The following is a 22,187-nucleotide window of genomic DNA, read 5'->3' on the forward strand; positions in this document are numbered from 1 at the left end:
TATCAAACGGAGGTATTGGGCAATGTCTATCGATTTTGAACACACAGAACTTACAGAGCTGACACCGAAAATCGCGGTTGTTGGCGTTGGCGGCGCGGGCTGTAATGCCGTCAACAACATGATCAGGGCGCAGCTGCAGGGCGTTGACTTTGTCGTTGCCAACACAGATGCACAGGCGCTTGCAAACGCCGAAGCCGACAACCGTATTCAGTTGGGTGTGCAGATCACCCAGGGCCTTGGCGCTGGCGCACAGCCGAAAATCGGCCAAGCCGCAGCAGAAGAAGCGCACGACACCATCGACGAGATGTTGAATGGCTGTCACATGGCCTTTATCACTGCCGGTATGGGCGGCGGCACGGGTACAGGTGCAGCGCCAGTGATTGCCAAGCGGGCGCGTGAACGCGGTATCCTGACTGTGGGCGTTGTTACCAAGCCGTTCCAGTTCGAAGGTGGTCGCCGCATGAAAATTGCGGACGCCGGCATCAGTGAACTGGCGCAGCATGTTGATACGCTCATTATCATCCCGAACCAGAACCTGTTCCGGGTAGCGAACGAGCGCACGACCTTTGCTGACGCCTTCAAGATGGCAGATGACGTGCTGCACTCTGGTGTGCGCGGGATTACCGACCTGATGGTTATGCCTGGCTTGATCAACCTCGACTTTGCTGACGTCCGCACCGTTATGTCCGAGATGGGCAAAGCCATGATGGGGACGGGTGAAGCCGAAGGCGAGAACCGGGCGCAGGAAGCTGCCGCAGCGGCTATCTCGAACCCGCTCCTTGAAGAGGCAAGCCTGCAGGGTGCCAAGGGCGTCATCATCAACGTTACGGGCGGCATGGACATGACGCTGTATGAAGTTGATGAAGCCGTGAATATGGTGCGCGACCTTGTGGATCCTGAAGCGCTGATCGTATTCGGTTCCGCATTCAATCATGACCTTGAAGGCAAGCTGCGCGTGTCTGTGGTAGCCACCGGCATCGAAGGCGGCGAAGGCGAATATTCGGTTCCCGTGCCGCGCCGGACGGAAGAGCCGGTTTCTGCAGCACCAGTGGTGCCCGAGGCCGCAGCTGAGGCTGGCCAGGAAGAAGCAGTGGCACAGGAAGCCGCTGAGACTGAAGCAGAGCCGGTTGAAGTGGAAGCGACCGAAGATGAAGACAATATCATCACGGCTATGTCGTCGTTGAAGCAATCGATGGAAGCTGCCGAGGACCCGGCAGTTGATGATGAAGATGACCTGGTGCATTCCATGTCTGAACCATATGAAGAAATGGAAGAAGACATCGAAGCCAAGGCGGTTGCGGCACAAGGTGAGGACACCTTCATTGCTGACGCGCCCATGACGCCGAAGGCCAGCCCACAGCAAATGCGCCAACCGAGCGCATACCAGGAAGCGGCTTATACAAATGCGCAAGAAGCGAAGCCTGAGCCAGCGCCAGAAGCAGCCAGGCCCACCACGGCTGAAGAAGCCGCGCCCCAGAAGCGCAGCCTATTCCAGTTGATGACGTCTGGCCTGCGGTCTACTGACGAACCGGTAGCACCGGAAGTACCATCAAATGATGCAGGTCGTCAGACGGCAGAGGCTGCACCGGCGGCGGAAGAAGCTGCTCCTGCTGTTGGCGGCGTTGACCCGGACGAGCGGCCTGCACCGAAAGTGGCCACAGACCAGCTTGAAATCCCAAGCTTCCTGCGGCGTCAGAACAACCAATAAAGACTGGTATCAGCCAGAACAGGAAAGGCCGGGATATCCCGGCCTTTTTCTTTGACGCCTGAACTCGCGAATTGGGGGGAGCGTCGGGAAGCTTACTTCACGCGCCGATAGGCAAACAGCACATCCCTCTCGACGTCGCCGTCCTTGATCCTGACATACATGTTCATGGCGTCGCTGCTCACGCGCTCAATGGTGAAGCCATCGAAATACAGCGCAGTCTCAGTCACTTTCACCAGCGGGAAGTCGACTGTCTCATCTTTCTCTTCCCAGCCCCTGAGGTCGCCGTGGAAATGCTTGAGTTGCAATATCAGCGTATTGCCGACTTCCCGGATGACTTCAAGTTCATAGAAATCCACTTTGCCGTCCGACACCAGCTTGAAGGCGCCGGCCATACTGTCGCCAAGCGGTGGGGACCAATTTTCTTCCACCTGGCCACCGAACGCTTCGCCGCGCCACAAGCCTGCGAGCCAGGCCGCCTCTTCGAGGGTGGCGGGCGGTGACGTCATGCCGTCGGTGAAGGTAAGGGTTTGGCCTTCCGCCTTGGCAGAGGGACTGGGGTAGGCAAGCAATAACACGAGAGCAGTTATTATAAATTTCATTCCAGCCTCCACCTGTTTCGAATTTCTAATCCCAGCGCTTTAAGGCGTCGCTGTCACTTTCCTTCGCGTCGACCCATTGGCCGCCATTGTCGGTTTCTTCCATCTTCCAGAAAGGCGCCCGGGATTTCAGGAAATCCATCAGGAAATCAGCGGCCTCAAAGGCAGCGTGCCGGTGGGCACTCATGGTGATGACCAAGACAATATTGTCGCCAGGTTCCAGCCGACCATAGCGGTGGATGACACGGCAGCCCACAAGCGGCCAGCGTTTTTCCGCTTCATCGGCTACACGGCCGAGTTCGGCTTCGGTCATGCCAGGGTAATGCTCCAGCGTCATGGCCTTCAGCTCACCCGTTATATCGCGAACGGTGCCTGTGAAAGTGACGATGGCGCCCATGTCGGTACGGTCACCCCTCAGGGCCGCGATTTCGTCAGCGATCTGGAAGTCTTCTCTTTGAACCGAAATGCGGGCCATGGTCAGCCCCCGGTTACAGGCGGGAAAAAAGCCACTTCATCAGCATCCGTGACCGGATGGTCCAGGTTTACGTGGGTCTGGTTGACCGCCACCCGAACGACAGACTTATTGCCAAGCGCGGCCTGGTAGACCTCATTGATGCTGCATAGGTGATCGATCAGGTCATCCACCGTTTTCACATCACCCGGCAGTTGCATGCTCTCTTCCGATTTGCCGACCCGTTCGCGGATCCATGAGAAATAAACAAGCTGCATGGTCACACCATATGCTTAAGACCAGCTCGCAGATAGTCGTAGCCGGTATATAGGGTTAGGATAGCGGCCATCCACAGGAGGCCAATGCCGAGTTCATGGGCAGGAAGGCCAAATTCTGGCGCCCCTTCGGACCACACGAGCGCGCCGAGCGCAAACATCTGAACAGTGGTTTTCCATTTGGCCAGCATGGTCACCGGTACGCTGACCTGGGCACCCGCCAGGAATTCCCGCAGGCCGGAAACCAGAAGTTCGCGGCACATGATGATGACGGCGGCAATAACATGAAGGCCTGATACCCAGCCGGCAAAGACCACCATCACAATTACAGCTGCAACCATCAGCTTGTCAGCGATTGGGTCCAGAAAGACACCGATCTTGGAGACGCTGCCGGTTGCGCGTGCCAGATAGCCGTCAAAGAAATCCGTTATGCCCGCAAGGGTAAAGGTGGCAAAAGCCACATGGCTGCCCAGCGGCTGGTCCATAAAGAAGGATGCCACGAGAACCGGTATCACGAAAATCCGCGACATTGTAAGAATGTTAGGCAAAGTCCACATGGGCTGTCCTGTGCTTGCGGTGATGCCGCCACAATAGCGCAAACCGCGGTGGCGTCAATGATTGCGCGTGTAGTTTAATCAATCCCTGAAATGGTCGTAAATCTGTTGGGCCATGGCGCGGGAAATACCGTCTACGCCCTCAAGGTCACGTACATCTGCGCCCGCCACGGCCTTGGCTGAGCCGAAATGGTGCAACAAGGCTTTCTTTCGTTTGGGGCCAATGCCCGGCACACCATCCAGCGGGGATTTTTTGATGTCACCTGACCGGCGCGCCCGGTGGCTGCCGATGGCGAACCGGTGGGCTTCATCACGCAGCCGCTGCAGGTAATAGAGCACAGCATCATTTTCCGGCAGCATGAAGGTGTCACGGCCGGGCATGTGGAACTGCTCCCGTCCCGCGTTTCGGTCAGGCCCTTTCGAGATGGCGACCACACACACATCCTCCGACACGCCGAGGTCTTCCAGTACTTCCATCACGCTTGAAAGTTGCCCTTTGCCGCCGTCAATCAGCAGCACGTCAGGCCAATGGCCACGGCCTTTGTCTGCATCTTCCTTGAGAAGGCGGCTGAAACGCCGGCGCATGACCTCGCGCATCATGGCAAAATCATCGCCAGGGGCTGTCTCGTCGGACTTGATGTTGAATTTGCGGTAGCTGTTTTTCATGAAGCCGTCAGGCCCGGCAACAATCATACCGCCGAGGGCGTTGGTTCCCTGTATATGGCTGTTGTCGTAAACTTCGATCCGCTCAGGCGGGGCGTCCAGTCCAAACAGGTCCGCCACACCCTGTAGCAGCTTGGTCTGGCTGGCGGTTTCAGCCAGGCGGCGTTCAAGTGCCTCGCGGGCGTTACGGCGGGCCTCACCAATAACCTCTGCTTTCTTGCCTCTGGCGGGTACCGAAATGGCAACCTTGCGCTCCATGCGCGCTGTCAGGGCGTCTGAGAGCAGTTCCTGGTCCGGAACCTCATGTGACAGCAGGATCAGGCGGGGTGCAGGCTTGTTGTCGTAAAACTGGGCAAGGAAAGCAGCCAGCACATCTTCAACAGTTTCGCTTTTGTCATGCTTGGGGAAATAGGCCCGGTGGCCCCAGTTCTGCCCCGCACGGAAAAAGAATACTTGAATGCCCACGGTTCCGGCGACTTCCTCTGCCGCGATCACGTCGGCTTCATCCACCATCGCGTTCACCATGGCCTGGTGGCTCTGGATGTGGGTGAGGGCGTTCAGCCGGTCACGGAACACCGCGGCTACTTCAAAGTCCAGCGCGTCGCTGGCTTCCTGCATGGCGTTAGCAAATTTCTTCTGGATGCCGGACGTGCGGCCTTCGAGGAAAGCCCGGGTTTCCCCGACCATATCGTCATATTCCTCGCGGCCAACCTTGCCGACACAGGGGCCAGAGCAGCGCTTGATCTGATACAGCAGGCAAACACGCGTGCGGCTTTCAAGTGTGACGTCAGAGCAGGAGCGAAGCTGGAACACCTTCTGTAGCGTGTTCAGGGTACGGTTCACTGCCGAGACGCTGGCGAAGGGCCCGAAATAGAGGCCTTTGTGCTTGCGGGCGCCGCGGTGCTTGGTGATCTGCGGCCATTCATGGTCCTGACGCAGTAGAATATAGGGGAAGGATTTGTCATCCTTCAGGAGCACGTTGAACGGGGGCTTGAAACGCTTGATCAGCGATGCCTCAAGCAGGAGCGCTTCGGCCTCCGTGCGCGTAGTGACGAAAACCATAGCCGTGGTGGCAGAAACCATGCGCATCAGGCGAACCGTCAGGCGGTTTTCCTGCGTGTAGCTGGTAACACGCTTTTTGATGTTTTTCGCTTTGCCGACATAAAGGACATCACCATGCGAATTCAGCATGCGGTAAACGCCCGGAGCGGTGGGTGCCGTCTTCAGGTGTTCCTTGATGGTGTCGATGCCAATTTGCAGCGTTGTTTCAACCACGAAAACTATATTCCCTAATGTTCACCTTATGGACTTGTGCCGGAATGAGACAGGAGAATCAATGACATGATTTTGTCATTTTGATTCGTCTAAAAGATTTCCACCGAACCTGTGGATAAGTTTGTGGGAAAAACCGTAGATGCAAGTGCAACATCGCTGTAACACTAGGGTTTCTCCTTTTTGCCTAATTTTTGGGCAAAAACGCTAAGTCATTGATTTATAATGAATGTGGACCAGTCAACCACTTAATTTTCACCATAACAATTTTGTCTTGTTGTTTGGTGGCAGCCATTATGGCAGCTGTTGATTCGATGTGCAAAACTCACCCGTGCGATGGGCACGCATGAGGCGAAAAAGTCCAATTGTTACTAATTGGTTAAGGATGTTTGTGGCGTTCGATTTCAACGCCGACGCTCGCCGCACCTTCGACCGCTTCAAGCTTTTCAACCTTCACTCGGGCAGCGATGACCTGGTCGTCGCCAAGTGCCATTTCGGCAATTTTCTCAGCCAGAGTTTCAACAAGGTTGATATGGCCGGTTTTGATGATGGCCTGGATCTTGTTCACGATGTCGTTATAGCAAACAACATTGGCCAGTTGGTCGTCGTGATGCTCGGCTGTTTCGGCAACCGAAAGGTCTACATTGATGCGGACAGCCTGGCGGGTATCCTTTTCATGTTCCCAGACGCCGATCTCGGCCTGGGTGACATAGTCGCGGACAAAGACATGACGAACAGAGCGGGCTGCATCCGCAAAGGGCAGGTGCAGTATGTTGGATCGTACCAGCGCGTCATCGTGCGACATTACTCAGTCCTCCAGGATATCCGGCGTACGCCAAGCCAGGTGCTGGCCGCCGTCCAAAGCCAGCATTTGCCCTGTAATCGACGGACTCTCAAGCAGAAAACGCACGGCGGCGCAAATTTCTTCCAGGTCCGGACCACGCCCCAGAGGGGTGCTTGTCGCTTCTTTTTCAAAGATTTCAGCGGTTTGGCGGGTATTCTTGAGTGTCGGGCCAGGGCCTATGGCGTTGACCCGGATGTTTGGCGCAAAGGCCTGCGCCATGGTTCGTGTCAGGCTCCAGAGGCCAGATTTGGATGCCGTGTATGAAAAATACTGAGGGTTCAGCTTCAACACGCGCTGGTCAATCATGTTGATAATCGTGCCCTTGGCTCCTTCAGGAAGCCGCTCTGCGAAGGCCTGCGCCAGCATGGCGGGTGCGCGCAAGTTAACGGCCTGATGGGCATCCCATGCTTCAGCGCTGAAGGTTTGGGCCTCGTCTTTCTCAAAAAGGGACGCGTTATTGACCAGGAGCGTCAGTGGTTTCCCAAGTGCCTCTTCAGCCGCAGCCACCAGCCCCGCTGTTTCGGACGCATCCGATAGGTCAGCCTTCACGGCGACAGCTGTTCCGTCATAGGCCTCGATATTGGCGACAACGTCTTCGGCTTCCTCCTCTGATCCGTGGTAGTGCACGGCCACATCAAAACCATAAGCGGCCAAGTCCATGGCTATGGCACGCCCAATGCGGCGGCTGGCACCGGTAACAAGGGCTGTCCTTGGCGCGCGCATCAGAGGGTCATGCCCATTGCGCTGGCACTCTCAGCCGATTGCGCAAGATAAACCACGTAGGAAACATATAGCAGCACCATCACGGCGCCGGCCTTTTTGCCCACATGGGACCGGGCGCGGGTAAATGGCACCAGCAACAGCGATGCGCCAAGCATCACCCAAAGGTCTACCTGCAGGAAGCTGTCGGGGACCGGAATGGGGCCCACCAATGAGGCGACACCAATGATGGACAAGAGGTTGAAGATGTTGGAGCCGATCACGTTCCCCACAGCAACATCGCAGTGGCCGCGCACGGCGGCGACAAGGGCCGTGATGAGCTCCGGCAGGCTGGTGCCCAAGGCAACCAGTGTCAGGCCGATGACGGCTTCTGATACGCCGAAGTCGCGTGCGACTTCAACCGCACCTGCCACCAGCAAGTCTGCGCCAAAAATCAAGCCGACAAGGCCAAGGACAACGAAGGTGGTCGCCAGGCGGTAGCTGTCAGGCTTTTGCTGAAGCTCTTCCATTTCCTCAAGCTCTTTGGCGGCTTCAATGGGGCAGGCTTTCCGCCGGGCAATCGAGTAACCGATAAAAAGGGCGAGGAAGGCTAGAAGGATAAGCCCTTGGGTCCAATCAAATACACCGCCAAAGGCCATGGCCATGAAAATCACGGTGGAGAAAAGCATGAAGACAAGGTTGCGGCCAAGGCGCGGCGCAGAACAGACCATTGGCGCGATCAGGGCAGGCAGGCCAACCACCAACAGCACGTTGGCGATATTGGAGCCGACGACGTTACCGAGCGCGAGGGTTGGCGCGTCATTCAGTACCGCATCCACGCCAACCACCAGCTCAGGCGCAGAGGTGCCGAAGGCGACGATCGTCAATCCGATAATCAGCTTGGAAACGCCAGCACGGCGCGCAAGCGATACGGAGCCACGCACGAGATAGTCGCCGGCAACTACCAACAATACCAGTCCGGCAACAACTTGAATGTAAGCCATACGGTGATCGAATCCTTTATTACCCGGCCCCAAACACGCCGTTTCGGCTTATATAGGGATTCATTTCCCCAAAAGAAAGTCAGTAACCGAGATTTGTATCCAGCAAATTCTCCGGCTCTTCCCCATTCTCTATCCGTTTGATGTTCCTGAGCACATAATCCGCTGCCGTATCGGGGCGGGTGATGGCTGCGCTGTGAGGCGTGATGAGGACAGTGTCATAGCCCCACAAGGGGTGATCGGCCGGCAAGGGCTCTTCAGGGAATACATCCAGCGACGCACCTGAAATATAGCCACTGTCCAGCAGCGCCATCAGGTCATCCAGCACGATCAGGCTACCGCGCCCCGCGTTGATGACGCTTGCGCCTTCAGGCAGGCGTGACAGGCGGTCAAAGTCCAGGAGGCCCTCGGTTTCCTTGGTTGACGGCAGCAGGCCTACAAGGATATCCGTCCTTGCCAGAAAGTCATTGAGCTGGTCCATGCCAGTGAAGTGGGTGACCAGCTCATCGTCTTTCGGGCTGCGGGACCAGGCGGCGATATTATAGCCGAGCGGCTTAAGGGCTTGGGCCGCCCGTTGGCCAAGTGCACCGTAGCCCAGGATGCCCACGCGCACGTCTTTTGCCGCAAGCGAAAAGACCCGCTTCCAGTGACGCTGCCGCTGGGCCGCCAACAGCTGCGGCGTTTGCCGGTGATGCATCAGCACATTCATCAGCACATATTCGGCCATGCCTTCCTTGAGGCCTTCATCGCCCATGCGGATGATGGGCATGCCCTTCGGTAGGTCGGGGTCCCGCGTCAGATGGTCAACCCCAGCCCCCAGGGAAAAGACAGCTTTGATGTTGGGGTAGCGGGCGATCAGGCCGGGTTCGGGCTCCCACACGAAAGCATAGGCATCGCCATCATCGGGGCTGCCCCAATCCGGGTTGCCCATAAATTCGACCGTGGGATCAATGGCATGGATGCACTGGCGCCAGATATCGTGAGGGTAGTCGTCCAGATAAAACAAAATGCGTGTCATTGGTCTTGCGTGCTCCTAGTTCGCTTTGGTCGCCAGCGTGTCGTGGTGGCCCACAATCAGCTCCCTCAGGTGGAAGCTGATATCCGCCCGGTTCTTGAACCCTGCGTCAATGGCGGCTTTTTCAAACGCCTCCGGAGGCAGGTTTGGGGGTTCAGCGAATGTCTTCAGGCTTTCATGAAAGCCGATGGTGAAGGCGTCAACATCTGACCCCATGGTCACCGTGAAGATGACATTGGTCACTTGCCCCGTTTTGGCAAGATAGTCATTTTCGATTTGGCGTTGGCGCAGCAAGGCCTCATGCTTGCCTGCGGCAGCGTTGAACATTTCGATGTGGTAAAGGCCAGCGCCCTTGTTCTGCTCCAGGATCATTTCCCAGTTGGTGCCTGAACGCGCAGTGAAGCGGTGTTCGAAGTCCACCAGCGCTGCGGCCGCATGGTGCAGGCTTTCCTGCATGGTTTGGCAGGGTACCTGCTTCTCGCAAGCAGGGTTCAACTTGGTCAGCACCATCAGGTCCCAATGATTGCCCTGACTGTGACGCATCAGGATTGGCTGGCTGCCGTTATAGAATGTCAGGTCGGTCTTGGCGAACAGGTCCAGGAGCGCAGCGAAGTTGCCCGGCGCTGCGCGGTATTGTGTGACCAGATAGTCTTCAGCCGCCACTGGCTGGGCCAGCCCTGAAGCCACAATAATCGCTGCCAGAAGTGCGCGCATGATTAGTCCCCTTCATTCCCTTATCCTCATCTAGGTCATAATATTGAAAAGTCCGCTTGAAAAGCTTTGGGGAATCAACTATTTGTGCGCCCAAGCAAGGCCGCTTTCGAAAAGTTGCGTGTTTTCCTTGCATTTTGTAGGCGCTCACCTTATGTTGCGCGCCTCGAATCAAGGTGTTCACGGATTTCGTGGGCCCGAACGAACAGCCCGGCAGCGCCAGTTGATGGCCCCGGCGAGTGAAAAGGTTAGAAAAATGGCAGTTCCAAAGAGAAAAGTTACCCCGTCTCGCCGTGGTATGCGTCGTTCGCATGATGCCCTGAAGGCGGTTAACTACCAGGAAGACTCGCACACTGGCGAGTACAAGCTGCGTCACCACATCGACCTGAAAACGGGTATGTACCGTGGTAAGCAGATTCTGGAGCCTAAAGGCGACTTCTAAGCCTTAGCTTCCTCCTGAAGAAAATAACCGGCCCCTCAGTATCTGAGCGGCCGGTTTTTCTTTGCCTTTTGATATGCCTTTTCCCTGCCCAAGTGTCTCTGTATGATGGCAAAGTAGAATCAAGGACGGGGGGATATGATGCTGAAACCAATCATGAAGAGCGCACTTGTCGGCCTCGCGGCTTTGACCGTTGCAGCCTGTATGACCACCAACCAGGTCACCGGCAGGTCCCAATTTATCATCATTCCACCCAGCCAGGACGCAGCCCTGGGGCTTGAGGCGATGAAGGAGGTCAAGAAGTCGGCCTCGGTCCAAACCAGTGGCCTGTTGGCCGCACGAGTGCAGCGGATTGGCAACCGTATCGCTGCCATCTCCGATAAGCCTGACCTTGACTGGGAATTCGTTGTGATTGACGAGCCGGTTTTGAATGCCTGGGCGCTGCCCGGGGGCAAGATCGCCATCTACAGGAAAATGGTGGACAGCTTCACGTCAGACGAAGAACTCGCAGCCGTGATCGGGCATGAGATCGCTCACGCAGTACTGCGTCATGGTGCGGAGCAAATGAGCCGGGCACAGATGCAGAATCTGTTGATTGTGGGGGCAGGTGTTGCTGTGGGAGCCTCTACCGAGGACCAGGAAACCGCCCAGATGGCTGTTGGGCTGGCGTCACTAGCCACGGCTGGCTTCGTCCAGTTGCCCCACAGCCGCAAGATGGAGCTGGAGGCGGATCACATTGGCGCAATCTATATGGCAAAGGCGGGCTATGACCCACGTGCTTCTGTTCGCTTGTGGCAGCGCATGAAAACCCTGAAGGAAGGCGGTGGCCAACAGCCAACCTTCCTGTCCACGCACCCATCGGACGACAAGCGTATCGCCCGCCTCGAAGAACGCATGCCAGAGTATCTTTCACACTATCAAAAATGATAAAAGTTTAATAAAAACAATTCGTTGACTTGTCTGTTTGGTAATCTTTTGTCACATTTTGGGACAGGGAGTGCAGAACGCGCGTAGTGGCGCCCAACAGGCAGGGCATTATGACGGAAGAAGACATCCACCAGCTGGCTCAGGACTACATGGGCTATTTCACCCGTGGTGCAGATGCCCAACAGGCGCAGTTCCGGGCGGTGGAAACCTTGTGGCGACTATGCCGTGACGATGCCGCGCTCGGTTTCAAGGTGATCTGGGAAGCGGTAAATCTGGTTGAAGCAGACAATATGAAGGCGCTGGCTTTTCTGGGCACAGGGCCCCTTGAAGACCTGATCAATTTCCATGGTGGCGAAATGCTTGGCAGGTTGATTGAGGCGGCGCGCGAAAATGCCAATTTCTGTGTGGCCCTCTCATGCGTTTGGCGCAATGCGGTCAGCGAACAGGCCTGGGGTACACTCGACGGCGCCTTGCCAGAGATCCGGGCATCGCACGGCAGGGTGCAGGCGCTCTAAAGGTCTATGTTGGTTACTTCTTGCCCAACCGGGCGCAGGCCCACCAAGGCATCATACAGTTTTTCATTGTCGATCGGTTTGCCGACGACTGCCTGAAACCCGGCTGCATGATAGCCTGCTATCTGTTCGGGCAATGTGTTAGCCGTTACGGCTACCATTCGCGGTGGTGTGTGGTCGCCAGCTTGCTCAAGGATCGCCCGGCATGCCTCATCGCCCCGCATCTCCGGCATGTTGATATCCAGAAGGATCACATCAAACCGCATACGTGCTGCTTCGGAAACAGCTGACTTGCCGTTATCGACGCTCACCACGTGGTGACCTTCGCGCTCAAGTAGCCTGCTCAGGATTATCTGATTCACTGGATTGTCTTCAGCCACCAAGCATTTCAGCCCTGCCGATTTATCTTGAGCAGTTTCATCAAGGTTTACTGGGGTCGTGTCAGGCTTTTTGGCTTTTTCAACGGGAATCGTTACGGAGAAGGTGCTGCCCAGACCCCGTGTGCTGACAGCGGTAAGTGTTCCACCCAGCTGTTTGGTTGCCGCTCTCGCATACGAAAGGCCCAGTCCCAGACCGCGCGCCGTCTGGCCGGTTCTGGCCGCGGCCTCAAACGCGTCAAAGATGGTATCGAGCTCGCCTTGGGGAATGCCTTGGCCTGTATCGGCAACATCGATCTTCAAGCTGAGCCAGTCGGCATCTTTCTCTGTCAGTTGCGATCTGACAATCACACGTCCCTCGGTGGTATATTGAATAGCGTTATGCAGGAGTTTGGTCACAATGGCCGACAGGATGCCTTTATCGACCTTGATAAACCAATCGTTGGGTGCGGCTGCATCGTCGCTTTGGTGATAAAGCACCAGATTTTTCGCTCGAGCCTGTGGCGCCAGCCGCTCAACCAGGCCATCCAGAAATACGTATAAGTTGATGGGTTCAGGGCGCGGGGCATTCATGCTGGTTTCAAGCGATACATAGTTCAGGACCGCGGTAACAGAATTAGCAATATCATCACAGCCGCGATTGATTCTGCTTAGCTGCTCCATGACTTCCGGGCCGACCTTTTCAGGTGGGATGGACGCGACGGCATGCATGATTTCGCCTAGAGGGGTTCGCAGTTCGTGGCTAACCGCATCAAGCACCAGCTGTCGGTCGCGTGCGGATTTATGTGAGGCTTCTTCTGCCTTAAGCACACGGTACATAGCCAACTGGACCCGTTTCACGGCGGGCCGAAAGATAACAAAGGCCTCGGCCAACAGCAGTAGCAGCGTAAATATAAAAACAGTGGCTTCAATGGTTTCGAGGTTCTGGATGGCGCTGCGGCTTTCTCTCGCGAAACTGGCGACTGCACTATCCAGTGCATTCAAAAGCGGACCAGCGGCATCCGTATTGATATCCTCGAGCACATCAGCGTCGATGATGCCGGAAGCAATTGCTTGGGACAAAGCTGTCCGGGCCAGGCTGATAAAGGTTCGGGTGCGTTCGTCCAGTGCAATGTCGCCAAAGTAGATGTCTCGTGTAGGTACGTGCGTGAGGCTTGGCAAGTCGAGATCCGCGTCCCCCAAAATAAGACCCCGGTGAGAGGTCTCGAACAAATCGATTGTTTTGCTGGTCTTTTGCTGCAAGGTGGCATCGTTTGGCTGTGCTTGCAGTTGATTGATGAACAGCGCAATTCTTTGGGACAGCATCCGTTGCCGGCCGGCTACATTAATGACGGTGGCCGCAGTTTCTTCCCGCTTGATAGAAAAATAGAGGGTCAGGAAGCCAGTGGTAGCCGCAGTTGCGACAAGCAGTAGTGCCACAACATAACGTCGCGTCAGCTGTCGGCTGGAATCCAGTGGTGTTTCAGTGTGTCGTGTCCGGGCTTTTAGCATGTATCTCGCGCGCATATCGCCCCCCAAAGCGTGTAGACACACGCTAAAGGGAAAACCTTACCCGCGGCTTAACGCTATGCGAAATCGAGACCGATATCGACGGCGGGCGCGCTTTGGGTCAGGCGCCCGACAGAGATATAATCCACACCGGTTTCCGCGATTGAGCGGATAGTGTGCAGGTTGACGCCGCCTGAGGCTTCGCACGGAATGGCACCATCCACGATGGCACGCGCCTGCCGCAGCATGGCTGGCGGCATGTTATCCAGCAGCAGGCTGTTGGCGCCTGCCGATACCGCTTCGCGCACTTGCTCAAGGGTGTCGCACTCAACCTGGATGTCATTCCGGCCTGCGGCTTTTGCGCCCGCGACCGCTTTCTCAACCGAACCCGCAACTGCAATGTGATTGTCTTTGATCATCACGGCGTCAAACAGGCCCATACGGTGGTTTTTCGCCCCGCCCATGGCGGTAGCATATTTACCAAGTTTCCTGAGGCCAGGAATGGTTTTTCGGGTGTCCAGAAGGGTGGCGCCCGTTCCTTTGATCTGGTCGACATATTGACGCGTCAGTGTGGCGATGCCTGACAGGTGCTGAACGATATTCAGTGCCGTGCGCTCGGCCGACAGCATCGCGCGCGCCTTGCCTTCCACCTTCATGATAACAGTGCCGGGATCAATTTTGTCGCCGTCCTGGGCGAAGAATTCGATGGTGCATTCTGGGTCAAGGCGCCGGAAGATGGGCGCGGTGAGCGGCAAGCCAGCCAGCACCATAACCTCACGGGCATTCATGGTGGCGGTCAGGCGCGCGTCCGCCGGGATTACCGTCTCGCATGTTACATCGCCCGTGGCGATGTCTTCCGCGAAGGCGACATCGATGAAGGCATCGATTTCCGCCTGTGAAAGTGGAAAATCGGTCATGTGCCTTACTCCCTGGCGTAGTGGCTTATGCGCCGATGGCGGACAGGTCTTTGCCGGTGTTGATGGCTGCGCTGAGGTCCAGCATCTTGCGCAGTGGCTTTTCGGCCTCAACCCGGGTGTGTTCATCCAATTCGATCTCAGGGCCTTCGTCACGCAGGCAAAGATACAGCTTTTCCATGGTGTTGAGCGCCATGAACGGGCAGGTGTTGCAGCTGCAGTTGCCGTCGGCCCCCGGTGCACCGATAAATGTCTTGTTCGGCGCGGCCTTTTCCATCTGGTGGATGATGCCGGGTTCGGTCGCCACGATGATCGTGTCGGCTGGATGCTCGGTCGCGAACTTGAGGATAGAGCTGGTGGAGCCCACGTGATCCGCATGCTGCACGATATTGTCCGGGCACTCAGGGTGCGCGGCCACGGGCGCGTCCGGGTGCTTGGCCTTCAGCTTGATCAGCTCTTTTTCGCTGAACATTTCGTGCACAATGCAGGTGCCTTGCCACAAAAGCATGTCACGGCCCAGCTTGCGCGACAGGAAACCGCCCAGGTGGCGGTCCGGCGCAAAGATAATTTTCTGGTCCTGGGGGATCGAGCTGACGATATGCTCAGCGTTCGAACTGGTCACGATGATATCGGTATGGGCTTTCACAGCGGCTGAGCAGTTGATGTAGCTCAGGACCATATGATCCGGGTGCGCCTTGACGAACTTCTCGAATTCGTCTGGCGGGCAGCTGTCTTCCAGGCTGCAGCCTGCCGCCATATCCGGCAAAACCACCTTTTTCTGTGGGCTCAGGATCTTGGCCACTTCAGCCATGAAACGCACACCGCAGAAGACGATCATCTCGGCGTCAGTTTCCGCGGCCTTGCGCGAAAGATCGAGGCTGTCGCCCACGAAATCTGCGATGTCCTGAATTTCACCGGCTTGGTAATAGTGTGCGAGGATAACCGCATTCTTTTCCTTGCGCAGACGCTGGATCTCGGCCACGAGGTCGAGGGTCGGATCAACAGCGGTGCTTGTTTGCATATTCATGTCAGTCTCCTGCACGCATCACTAAAAACACATTGGTGCGGCATAGATAGCCGCCAAAAGCCCTATTGGCAAGGCTTTGGGGGAAGGCGATATTCGCTTACGAGCGTCGCTGGCCCATCTGCCTCAACGCGGCCCTCGTCGACAAGGGCGATCAGGTGCCCCAGCACAGACCTCGCGGCCGCAGGATGCAACGCCTTGTTCACATCCTTATACATGCGGCTGACCATTATATCGATACTGAGCGGGCCATCTTCAAGATGCTTCAAAATCTGGCCTTCGCGCATGCGGCGGTGGGTGATGATGCCGCGGACGAAAGGTTCAGGGTCCTCAACTGCCGGGCCGTGGGTCGGCAGCAGGCGTGCGGGCTTTTCATCGATCGTGCGCCTCAGGCTTTTAAGGTAGGCGCGCATATCGCCGTCAGGCGGGGAAATCACCGTAGTGGCCCAGCCCATGATATGGTCACCGCAGAACAGGGCCTGTTCCTCTTCCAGCATAAAGCACAGGTGGTTGGCTGTGTGGCCAGGGGTGTGGATGGCGCGCAGGGTCCAACCGTCGCCCGTCACCCGGTCGCCGTCTTTCAGCTGATGATGGGGCTGGAATGCATGATCCGCACCCGCTTCCACCTCTTCGCCTTCCAGGCCGCCTTTCCGGCCCGCCCCGTGGGGGCCAAAAGCATATATAGGGGCACCCGTTCTTTCACTGAGCCACGCGCTCAGGGGCGAATGGTCGATATGGCTGTGGGTCACCAATATATGGCTGATGGTTTTGCCTTTGGTGGACTCAAGGATGGCTTTGCCGTGCGCTTCCATCATTGGGCCGGGGTCGATAACGGCCACATTTGGGCCCGTGCCCACAACATAAGTGCCAGTGCCTGTATATGTGAAAGGACTGGGGTTTTCGCACAGGACACGGGTGATCAATGGCGAAACGGGTTCGGCTTCACCGTAAGGGGCGTGCAGGTCATGGATGAATTCAGCGCTCATAAGCTCTCCAAAGGGTGTCCCAATGGGTAACCTGTGTCGCTATCGCTGAAAAGCAAAATGACGGAAGTCAGATTAAATGGGGGAGAGTGGTTCGGAGCCGACCGCACCAAAGCGGATTGAGGTGGGGCAAGAGGCGCGGCCGACTCCAATGGCTGGGTCTTCAACAAATTGGCAGCTGCGAAGACCCGAAACTCAGGAACCCGGTATCTGGTGGCAGCCGGAGCACCAGGTTCGCCTCCATATTCGCAATCTATGTGCCAGAAATGAGTACCAGGGATTTCAAGGGCTTGGCCGAACACGGGCTGCAGGATAGATCGTTTTGTACCGCCTTGGGACAATGCTGTTTCAATTTGAGACATGTCGGTATGTGCCAATTTGAACCAGAATCGTGCGGGGGCAGGCTTTGATGCTCCTCAGTCAGACGACGTAGAAAAGCACTAGGTGCAAACGCTTCTTTCCTTTAGGCTTTTTTCGGGGATCAGGGAGGAAGATTTTATGGGGGACTACCAAACCCGTCGTGTGATGGGGTTCTGGCGCACTTGGGGGCTTTCTGTCGGTATGATGGTGGGCTCGGGCGTTTTCATGCTGCCAACTGTCCTGGCACCTTTCGGGGCATACGCGCTTGCAGGTTGGCTGGTGACGGGGCTGGGCACGATCGCGCTTGCCTATTCGCTTTGCTATATGGCCAAACGGATAACCGCAACCGGCGGGCCTTATGCCTACAGTCGGGCGGGGTTTGGTGATTTCGTCGGCTTTCAGATGGCGTGGGGCTACTGGATTTCGCTTTGGATTGCTGTTGCGGCTGTCACCGTGGCTTTTGTCGGGTACCTGTCGGAATTTTTTCCGGTACTTAAAACATCGCCCACCCTGTCGCTTGTCGCCGGCCTGTCGTTGATCTGGGTGCTGGTGTTTGTCAATTGTCGCAGCGTGCGCGGCTCAAGCGCGCTTCAGCTCATTACAACGCTGGCCAAATTCCTGCCGCTTCTGTTTCTCGCCCTTGTAGGGCTGGTGAGTGTCGAAAGCACAAACTTCGCCGCCATGAAGGAACCTGCGGATGGGCTTGATGCGACTATCGCCGCCAGTGCGCTGGCGATGTGGGCCTTCATTGGCTTTGAGGTTGCGACGGTGCCGGCCGGCGAAGTGCAGGACCCGGCCCGCACCATCCCGCGCGCCACCATGATGGGTGTGCTTGCGGTTACGGTCCTGTATTTTGCTGTCACTGTTGCCGCTTTCGGCCTGTTGCCGGCTGATGAGCTGATGAATTCTACGGCACCGCTTGCGGATGCTGCCTCTGCGCTTGTGGGGCCAGCGGGTGCCACGGTCATTGCGATCATTGCATTGGTCGCGACCAGCAGCGGCGTGAACGCCAACCTGTTCGCCGCGGGGCAGATGCCCATGGCTGCGGCTCTTGACGGCCTGTTCCCGAGCCTTTTTGGCATGAAAACCAAGTTCGGCACGCCGGCTTGGTCGTTCATTATCGGAGGTATCCTGTCTTCGGTGGCGCTTGCGCTGAATTTCGTCAACGGCCTGGTGGTGGCTTTTGAATTTCTGATTTTGCTGTCCACCGTGACGGCGATCCTGCCTGTGGCCATGTCTGCTGCGTCGGCTTGGCTGTATGCAGTCCGTGATCCGCATGCGTCACGCGGCGTGCATCTGCGGGACACCATTGTGGCGGCCATCGGGTTTGGCTATGCGGTATGGATCATCGCCGGATCGGGGCGCGACAGTGTTTATTGGGCCTTCCTGCTTCTGCTCGCGGGCCTGCCGATTTATGTTTGGGTTACAAGACAAAGACGAGAAGGGGCAGAATGAAGACACTATCCGGTTTGAACGAATATGGGGCGCTCAAGGTTGTGGCAGTAAGGCCGCCCGAGCATGCCTATGTCAGTGACGAAAAGGTTGCGGATGAATGGGAGCGCCTGCGCTTCTATTCCGCGCCCAAGCTTGGGCCTGCGATCGATGAACACAAGATGTTCACTGACAAGCTGCGCGCCTCTGGCGCCGAAGTGATCATGCTTGGCGGCGATGACGCGCTGACCCTAGATTCCATCTATGCCCGCGACGCGCTGCTCGTGAGCCCAAAAGGTCTCATTTTATGCCACATGGGCCGCAAGGGGCGCCGGGGCGAACCAGCGGTGAATGCGAGCGCCTTTGAAGCTGCCGGTTATCCGGTACTTGGAACCATTGAGGCGCCGGGCACCATTGAAGGTGGCGATATCATCTGGCTGGATGATCACGCGTTGGCGGTGGGTGAGGGCCCGCGCACCAACGCGGAAGGCATCAAGCAGCTCCAGGACCTTCTGGGGCCGGATGTAGAAGTGCATACAGTGCCGCTACCGCCCCCGAGCCATCCCGAAGACGTGTTTCACCTGATGTCCATGATCAGCCCGCTCGACCGCGACCTGGCACTGATCTACCGCCCGCTGATGCCGGATAGTTTTGTCAACTGGCTGGAGGCGCGCGGCATTGGCTTTGTCGAAGTGCCTGAGGAAGAATTCATTCCCATGGGCTGCAATGTGCTGGCACTTGGCCCCCGCAACATCCTGATGCTGGACCGTCTGCCTGAGACCAAGGCGCGGCTGGAGGCCGCGGGTTGCGAGGTGGATACCTACACAGGTGACGAAATCAGCCGCAAGGGCGAAGGCGGGCCAACCTGCCTGACGCGCCCGCTGGTGCGGGGCACCTGACATGACGGCGGCGTTTGAAAGCCTGCCGTCCTGGGCCTATTATGACGAAGCCTATTTCGCGCGCGAGATGGAGGCGGTGGTCCGCCCGGCGTGGCAGCTGGTGTGCCACCAGAATGACGTGCCGAATGCGGGTGACTATGTCACGCTGGATATCCTCAATGAACGCCTTGTGGCCGTGCGCGGCAAGGACGGCAAGGCCCGCGTGTTCCATAATGTTTGCCGACATCGGGGCTCGCGCCTCCTGGAAGGCAATGATGGATCATGTCCCGGGCGCATCCGCTGCCCTTACCATGCCTGGACGTGGGACTTTGAAGGCACGCTGGTGAACGTGCCGTATGAGCGGGATTTCGAAAGTTTTAACCGCGCAGACCATTTCCTGCCGGAGGCGGAAAGCTGTGAGTTTCTCGGGTTTATCTGGGCACGCCTTGTGCCTGGTGGGCCCAGCATCGAAGACCAGTTTGCGCCATACCTGGACGAGCTGAGCCGCTACAGGGTCGAGGAGATGCAGCCGCTTGGGCGATTGACACTCAGGCCCCGTGCGGTGAACTGGAAGCAGATTGCGGATAATTACGCCGATGCACTGCATATCCCCGTCGCGCACCCCGGCCTTTCGGGTCTTGTGGGCAACACTTACGGCATGGAAGTGCAGGGCGATATCCACAAGATGTGGGGCGATGTGATGGAGACCCGCAAGGACAGTTGGTCGACACGGCACTATAAATCGCTGCTGCCCAAAGTGGATCACCTGCCAGAGCACCTGCAGCGCCACTGGTGCTATTATCGGCTGTGGCCCAATGTGGCCTTCGACGTGTACCCCGACCAGATCGATTTCATGCAATTCATTCCGGTCTCGGCCACAGAAACGCTAATCCGCGAGGTGGCCTATGTGCTGCCGGATGAGAGGCGCGAGACGCAGGCCGCGCGGTACCTGAACTGGCGCATCAACCGGGAAGTGAATGCCGAAGATACAGTGATCATCAACCGGGTGCAGGACGGTATGGCGTCCTCAAGCTTCAGCAAGGGGCCTCTCGCGAAAACCGAAGTGTGCTTGCTGGATAGCGTGCGCCGCATCCGCGAGGCTTTGCCCGAGGAGTTTGGGGCGAAAATCTAGTCCTTCTGGGCCATCAGCCAGGCTTCAACCCCAAAGCTGTTCCAAGTCAGGATTGTGCGGCTGCCGAAGCTGAAATCGTCATAGGCCGCATAGTCTTGCATCAGTTCGCTAACCATGGTGCCTCTGGCCGCACGGGTCAGACGGCCATTGGCGTCGAGCGCACCTTCCGCGGCCCGTGCCGCCTTCACGGCATCGATGAAACCATTGATATAAGCAATCTGCTTGTCTGCGCTTCTGACCCGGCTCGCATCATTGTGGCCCGGCAGAACATAGGTATCCTGATCGTAGCTGGCTTTCAGGAATTCAAGATGTTTCAGGGCCCCATCGATATGGCCTTCGCCAACATAATAATGGGTGAAAGGATAGAAAGTGTCGCCCGCAAACACCACATTCAGGTCCTTCTGGTAGGCGATGATATTGTTGGCGGCTTCACCGGCGCCCAGGTCGTGGATTTGGAAATCGATCCCGGCAATAGTGATTGTCTCACCATCCTTGATGATGTCGGTTGGCATCACAAGTCGTTCGTCCAAGGCTTCGCCGAAGGCATTCGGCATCTTGTATGACGCCAGCATCTGCTGGAGCGTGGGTGCAAAGCCGTCAGCCGTGCCCTGAGTGGCGTAAATCGGAAAGTCACCGAAGGCATCTTTCAGAACCGGCAGGCCGCCGAAATGGTCTGAATGCGGGTGGGTGATGATAACGCCTGCAAGCGGTTTACCGCTGGCCTTGATCTGGTCCGCAAGGCGCCTCGCGTCCGACGGCAGCAGTTGGGCGTCGATAAGTGCGACGCTGTCGTCGCCTTCAATCCAATAGCTGTTGGTGTTCCAGCTGATATGGTTGGATACGTATCTGTGTAGAGCCGTCGGTCCAAGGTCTGCGGCCACAGCCGCCATGTTGGTCGTGGCCGCAAGTAGCGCAGCGATGGCTAATCTGATCATCTGTTCCTCCCCAAGAGATGAAAGGATCAGATCATCAGTTGATAAGCGCGTCAATTGGCTGAAGGCTTAGAACATTGGATAGAAATTGGTCGGGGAGACAGGATTTGAACCTGCGACCCCCGCCTCCCGAAGACGGTGCTCTACCAGGCTGAGCTACTCCCCGATACGCCGAACCGAAAATTACAGCAGTTCAGGCGCAGGAACAAGGCCTTGCAGGCCATACAGTTACGCGATATCTGTTACATAGGTTCGTGTGCTCTATACAAGGCGCGATATTGGGGGATAATATGAAAAACGTGACCCGGTTTTTGTTCTTGGCCGTTCTTCTTTCAGGCTGTATGGGCGGCGATAAGAAAGACATTAGCTACTTGGCCCAAAGGGACCTTGGCCTAGTTGTCATGAAGATAGACTTCAAGGGTATGGTCCGTCCCGAACTCAAATTTCGCAAATATGACCCTTCGACCGGGAAAGCTTTCAAGGAGACTGTGTCTGTGAGCGCTCCAAAGGGGTCTGTCAAATCGGGCCCATACGGGAAGATGCCGACAGGTGAGTATTTTGTTGAAGCCACGTTTGAGCCAGGTCATTGGTTTCTTGAGGAAATTGTCGCCTATTCCTTGCGCGGCTATAATGCCCGTACAATTTCTTATGACAGCTATTCTGAAGGAGCGTTTGGATTTGAGGTGGTGCCAGCAGCGGTGCATTATGTTGGAGCATTTGACCTCGGCCGTGTGATGACCGTTGCCGAATGGGCAGACCTGCCAGCAGGTTATGTGTCAGCAAACTTTAGCTACCAGGCATCCATGGTTCAGGCACAGCCAGCCTATTTTGTGACGTTTGAATGTCCCCGGGAAATGGCCATCATTGGACGCCCAGACTGCGACCTTGGGCGCATTACGCGCCGTGCGGGAGAGCCCATTGAGCTTGCTGTGGTGAGTTGGACACAGAGTGGCTGGGTGCGACCTGTCATGAACCACAACGGACAGCTACCAATAGAGTAG

Annotated in this window: 23 protein-coding genes and 1 tRNA gene; 8 read left to right on the forward strand and 16 right to left on the reverse strand. The window is 56.8% G+C overall.

Annotated elements, in window-relative coordinates:
- Positions 1-22: 22 nt before the first annotated feature.
- Complete coding sequence (gene ftsZ, locus KORLAC_RS07055) at positions 23-1,708, forward strand: cell division protein FtsZ (RefSeq protein WP_068304873.1); 1,686 nt, start codon at positions 23-25, stop codon at positions 1,706-1,708.
- A 92-nt stretch (positions 1,709-1,800) separates the two neighbouring features.
- Here ftsZ and KORLAC_RS07060 read toward each other — a convergent pair whose 3' ends face one another.
- The 10 genes from KORLAC_RS07060 to KORLAC_RS07105 all read right to left on the reverse strand — a co-directional run bounded on the left by KORLAC_RS07060 (position 1,801) and on the right by KORLAC_RS07105 (position 9,792).
- Entirely contained in the window at positions 1,801-2,307 is a 507-nt protein-coding gene (locus KORLAC_RS07060) for a DUF6265 family protein (RefSeq protein ID WP_074519495.1), read from the reverse strand.
- A gap of 25 nt (positions 2,308-2,332) precedes the next feature.
- A complete protein-coding gene (locus KORLAC_RS07065) occupies positions 2,333-2,779 on the reverse strand; it encodes a molybdenum cofactor biosynthesis protein MoaE (RefSeq protein WP_068304876.1) in 447 nt (148 codons plus the stop codon).
- 2 nt (positions 2,780-2,781) lie between these two features.
- A complete protein-coding gene (gene moaD, locus KORLAC_RS07070; RefSeq protein WP_068304879.1) occupies positions 2,782-3,033 on the reverse strand; it encodes a molybdopterin converting factor subunit 1 in 252 nt (83 codons plus the stop codon).
- Between the two features lie 2 nt (positions 3,034-3,035).
- Complete coding sequence (gene pgsA / locus KORLAC_RS07075) at positions 3,036-3,587, reverse strand: CDP-diacylglycerol--glycerol-3-phosphate 3-phosphatidyltransferase (RefSeq protein ID WP_068304881.1); 552 nt, start codon at positions 3,585-3,587, stop codon at positions 3,036-3,038.
- A gap of 78 nt (positions 3,588-3,665) precedes the next feature.
- Positions 3,666-5,522, reverse strand: a complete 1,857-nt coding sequence (gene uvrC / locus KORLAC_RS07080; RefSeq protein WP_068304883.1) for an excinuclease ABC subunit UvrC — start codon at positions 5,520-5,522, stop codon at positions 3,666-3,668.
- A gap of 376 nt (positions 5,523-5,898) precedes the next feature.
- Positions 5,899-6,324, reverse strand: a complete 426-nt coding sequence (locus KORLAC_RS07085) for a dihydroneopterin aldolase (RefSeq protein WP_068304888.1) — start codon at positions 6,322-6,324, stop codon at positions 5,899-5,901.
- A 3-nt stretch (positions 6,325-6,327) separates the two neighbouring features.
- Positions 6,328-7,086, reverse strand: a complete 759-nt coding sequence (locus KORLAC_RS07090; RefSeq protein WP_068304891.1) for an SDR family oxidoreductase — start codon at positions 7,084-7,086, stop codon at positions 6,328-6,330.
- Complete coding sequence (locus tag KORLAC_RS07095) at positions 7,086-8,066, reverse strand: calcium/sodium antiporter (RefSeq protein WP_068304893.1); 981 nt, start codon at positions 8,064-8,066, stop codon at positions 7,086-7,088. Before KORLAC_RS07095 ends, KORLAC_RS07090 begins: the two co-directional genes overlap by 1 nt.
- A gap of 79 nt (positions 8,067-8,145) precedes the next feature.
- Positions 8,146-9,081, reverse strand: coding sequence for a 2-hydroxyacid dehydrogenase (locus KORLAC_RS07100; protein WP_068304895.1), 936 nt, complete (start codon positions 9,079-9,081; stop codon positions 8,146-8,148).
- Between the two features lie 15 nt (positions 9,082-9,096).
- Entirely contained in the window at positions 9,097-9,792 is a 696-nt protein-coding gene (locus tag KORLAC_RS07105; RefSeq protein WP_068304897.1) for a hypothetical protein, read from the reverse strand.
- A 253-nt stretch (positions 9,793-10,045) separates the two neighbouring features.
- Between KORLAC_RS07105 and rpmF the strand changes: the two genes are divergently transcribed.
- The 3 genes from rpmF (at position 10,046) to KORLAC_RS07120 (ending at position 11,670) form a co-directional block, all read left to right on the forward strand.
- Entirely contained in the window at positions 10,046-10,231 is a 186-nt protein-coding gene (gene rpmF / locus KORLAC_RS07110; protein WP_068152552.1) for a 50S ribosomal protein L32, read from the forward strand.
- Between the two features lie 135 nt (positions 10,232-10,366).
- A complete protein-coding gene (locus KORLAC_RS07115; RefSeq protein ID WP_068304899.1) occupies positions 10,367-11,155 on the forward strand; it encodes a M48 family metallopeptidase in 789 nt (262 codons plus the stop codon).
- A gap of 110 nt (positions 11,156-11,265) precedes the next feature.
- Positions 11,266-11,670 (forward strand): DUF6869 domain-containing protein, encoded by a 405-nt coding sequence (locus tag KORLAC_RS07120; protein WP_068304903.1) that lies wholly within the window; start codon positions 11,266-11,268, stop codon positions 11,668-11,670.
- Here the strand turns inward: KORLAC_RS07120 and KORLAC_RS07125 are convergent.
- The 4 genes from KORLAC_RS07125 to KORLAC_RS07140 form a co-directional block, all read right to left on the reverse strand.
- Positions 11,667-13,550, reverse strand: coding sequence for a response regulator (locus KORLAC_RS07125; protein ID WP_082714561.1), 1,884 nt, complete (start codon positions 13,548-13,550; stop codon positions 11,667-11,669). The genes KORLAC_RS07120 and KORLAC_RS07125 overlap by 4 nt on opposite strands.
- Before the next feature lie 59 nt (positions 13,551-13,609).
- A complete protein-coding gene (nadC, locus tag KORLAC_RS07130; RefSeq protein WP_068304908.1) occupies positions 13,610-14,449 on the reverse strand; it encodes a carboxylating nicotinate-nucleotide diphosphorylase in 840 nt (279 codons plus the stop codon).
- A gap of 25 nt (positions 14,450-14,474) precedes the next feature.
- Positions 14,475-15,467 carry a quinolinate synthase NadA gene (gene nadA, locus KORLAC_RS07135; protein WP_068305262.1) on the reverse strand — a complete coding sequence of 331 codons (993 nt, stop codon included), beginning with the start codon at positions 15,465-15,467 and terminating at the stop codon, positions 14,475-14,477.
- A 68-nt stretch (positions 15,468-15,535) separates the two neighbouring features.
- Positions 15,536-16,456, reverse strand: a complete 921-nt coding sequence (locus KORLAC_RS07140; RefSeq protein WP_068304910.1) for an MBL fold metallo-hydrolase — start codon at positions 16,454-16,456, stop codon at positions 15,536-15,538.
- 495 nt (positions 16,457-16,951) lie between these two features.
- Here KORLAC_RS07140 and KORLAC_RS07145 point away from each other — a divergent pair, with 495 nt between their 5' ends.
- Genes KORLAC_RS07145 through KORLAC_RS07155 form a run of 3 tightly spaced genes read left to right on the forward strand, consistent with a single transcriptional unit; the run spans position 16,952 to position 20,254 of the window.
- Positions 16,952-18,268, forward strand: a complete 1,317-nt coding sequence (locus KORLAC_RS07145; RefSeq protein WP_068304911.1) for an APC family permease — start codon at positions 16,952-16,954, stop codon at positions 18,266-18,268.
- Positions 18,265-19,143: a dimethylarginine dimethylaminohydrolase family protein gene (locus KORLAC_RS07150; RefSeq protein ID WP_068304916.1), complete on the forward strand. Its 879-nt coding sequence runs from the start codon at positions 18,265-18,267 to the stop codon at positions 19,141-19,143. The genes KORLAC_RS07145 and KORLAC_RS07150 overlap by 4 nt, the downstream gene beginning before the upstream one ends.
- Position 19,144: 1 nt before the next feature.
- Entirely contained in the window at positions 19,145-20,254 is a 1,110-nt protein-coding gene (locus KORLAC_RS07155; RefSeq protein ID WP_068304918.1) for an aromatic ring-hydroxylating oxygenase subunit alpha, read from the forward strand.
- Here the strand turns inward: KORLAC_RS07155 and KORLAC_RS07160 are convergent.
- The gene (locus KORLAC_RS07160) at positions 20,251-21,189 is read right to left on the reverse strand and encodes an MBL fold metallo-hydrolase (protein WP_068304919.1); all 939 of its coding nucleotides are present in this window, start codon (positions 21,187-21,189) and stop codon (positions 20,251-20,253) included. The two genes, KORLAC_RS07155 and KORLAC_RS07160, sit on opposite strands and share 4 nt — an antisense overlap.
- An 86-nt stretch (positions 21,190-21,275) precedes the next feature.
- Positions 21,276-21,352, reverse strand: a tRNA-Pro gene (locus KORLAC_RS07165).
- Positions 21,353-21,476: 124 nt separating this feature from the next.
- On the opposite strand from KORLAC_RS07165, the gene KORLAC_RS07170 reads away from it, so the two are divergent.
- Positions 21,477-22,187 carry a hypothetical protein gene (locus tag KORLAC_RS07170; protein WP_068304921.1) on the forward strand — a complete coding sequence of 237 codons (711 nt, stop codon included), beginning with the start codon at positions 21,477-21,479 and terminating at the stop codon, positions 22,185-22,187.

The sequence above is a fragment of the Kordiimonas lacus genome (assembly GCF_001550055.1).
Classification (GTDB): Bacteria; Pseudomonadota; Alphaproteobacteria; order Sphingomonadales; family Kordiimonadaceae; genus Kordiimonas; species Kordiimonas lacus.